Raw genomic sequence first — 1,319 nt, forward strand, 5'->3', positions numbered from 1 at the left:
AAGCCATCAATCACTCGATTAGTTTCTGAATGGCAATCAGCGCGTTTGCAATGGCGAGCACAGCCCTGAGAACGATGATTAACAGATTCATCATCCGTTTCTCTAGGTTGATACTGGAGGAAGTCACCGTAGCTTGCTCATACATCGCCTGTCACAACGGCTCTCTCACATTGTTGGATGTAGAGTACCTTCCCTCTACCAGAGCACTGAACACAGCACCACCCGTTTGTTCAGCCAGGACTTTAATTCGTTCATCCCCAGATAGCGCAGGGGTTAGAAGCAAGGGAGACACACTGTACAGCGCCAACACAAAGATTATACAGATGCATGCATAAAATTCATTTAAAGAAATTACCATTGACAGACAATCTGAAGTCAAACTAGACAACAGGTGTCTAGTGCCATAATACTATGAGTGTTGGGTGTAGAGTATCTTCCTCCAGTCAGAGCCACCAACTCAAGGCTGGAAAACACAAAAAAGCCAAATTACCAGTCGGGTTTTTTTGTGCTTGTCGTTCAGCTGTACTTCCGTTTTTTCCCCCCTTCATTGAAGAAGTAGTAGGCAGAGCAGGTAATGACGCCAACTTATTGATAGTGTTTTATATTCAGATAATGCCCGATGACTTTGTCATGCAGCTCCACCGATTTTGAGAACGACAGCGACTTCCGTCCCAGCCGTGCCAGGTGCTGCCTCAGATTCAGGTTATGCCGCTCAATTCGCTGCGTATATCGCTTGCTGATTACGTGCAGCTTTCCCTTCAGGCGGGATTCATACAGCGGCCAGCCATCCGTCATCCATATCACCACGTCAAAGGGTGACAGCAGGCTCATAAGACGCCCCAGCGTCGCCATCGTGCGTTCACCGAATACGTGCGCAACAACCGTCTTCCGGAGCCTGTCATACGCGTAAAACAGCCAGCGCTGGCGCGATTTAGCCCCGACATAGCCCCACTGTTCGTCCATTTCCGCGCAGACGATGACGTCACTGCCCGGCTGTATGCGCGAGGTTACCGACTGCGGCCTGAGTTTTTTAAGTGACGTAAAATCGTGTTGAGGCCAACGCCCATAATGCGGGCAGTTGCCCGGCATCCAACGCCATTCATGGCCATATCAATGATTTTCTGGTGCGTACCGGGTTGAGAAGCGGTGTAAGTGAACTGCAGTTGCCATGTTTTACGGCAGTGAGAGCAGAGATAGCGCTGATGTCCGGCGGTGCTTTTGCCGTTACGCACCACCCCGTCAGTAGCTGAACAGGAGGGACAGCTGATAGAAACAGAAGCCACTGGAGCACCTCAAAAACACCATCATACACTAAATCA

At 49.9% G+C, this 1,319-nt stretch carries 2 protein-coding genes; both read right to left on the minus strand.

Annotation, left to right across the window (positions count from 1 at the left end; genetic code table 11):
- Positions 1-10 precede the first annotated feature (10 nt).
- Positions 11-145, minus strand: coding sequence for a DinQ-like type I toxin DqlB (gene dqlB / locus HSP_RS11625; RefSeq protein ID WP_000273195.1), 135 nt, complete (start codon positions 143-145; stop codon positions 11-13).
- Positions 146-585: 440 nt separating this feature from the next.
- Positions 586-1,283, minus strand: a protein-coding gene (locus tag HSP_RS0103285) for an IS1-like element IS1A family transposase (RefSeq protein WP_103215986.1) whose coding sequence is annotated in 2 segments (ribosomal slippage) — positions 586-1,034 and positions 1,034-1,283 — 699 coding nt in all. Because the reading frame shifts where the segments join, the coding sequence is not laid out codon by codon here.
- Between the last annotated feature and the right edge of the window lie 36 nt (positions 1,284-1,319).

This window comes from Haemophilus sputorum CCUG 13788 (assembly GCF_000238795.1).
GTDB classification, from domain to species: Bacteria; Pseudomonadota; Gammaproteobacteria; order Enterobacterales; family Pasteurellaceae; genus Haemophilus_A; species Haemophilus_A sputorum.

Coding starts and splice junctions, on each gene's coding strand:
- dqlB (WP_000273195.1), bottom strand. CDS start 145: ATGTATGAGCAAGCTACGGTGACTTCCTCCAGTATCAACCTAGAGAAA.